1 pseudogene is annotated in these 329 nt (G+C 49.5%); it reads right to left on the bottom strand.

The features are described from left to right. Positions 1–329: pseudogene (locus J4051_RS18920) on the bottom strand (hypothetical protein); the annotation flags it as partial.

Consider the following 329-nt stretch of genomic DNA (forward strand, 5'->3'; position numbering starts at 1 on the left):
CCCGAATTGAAGTCTAAATTCAGGAATCCTGAGGTTAGGCTTACGTGGGTGGAACCTTCCGGAGCATGCATTCTTTGGGCCGGCGTAAAATCGGCAATCACGATCTCGCCGGTTGCCGTGTCCAAAGTGATGTCCGACAATATTACAGCGCTCATGATGGCCCTGTTGTTGAAGTTAAAACCCCTTAAGGCCAATTGTCCTTGTGGGGTTGTAATTCCCACAGCCACATTACGTTCGCCGCGCGGACTGATGGCATCTTCGTTTTTGACCAATGTCATCACACGTGTCAGTCGTGAAGTTACCAAACTATCCTTTGCATCGACCATCAG

Source organism: Gelidibacter pelagius (assembly GCF_017581925.1).
In the GTDB taxonomy this organism is placed as follows: domain Bacteria; phylum Bacteroidota; class Bacteroidia; order Flavobacteriales; family Flavobacteriaceae; genus Gelidibacter; species Gelidibacter pelagius.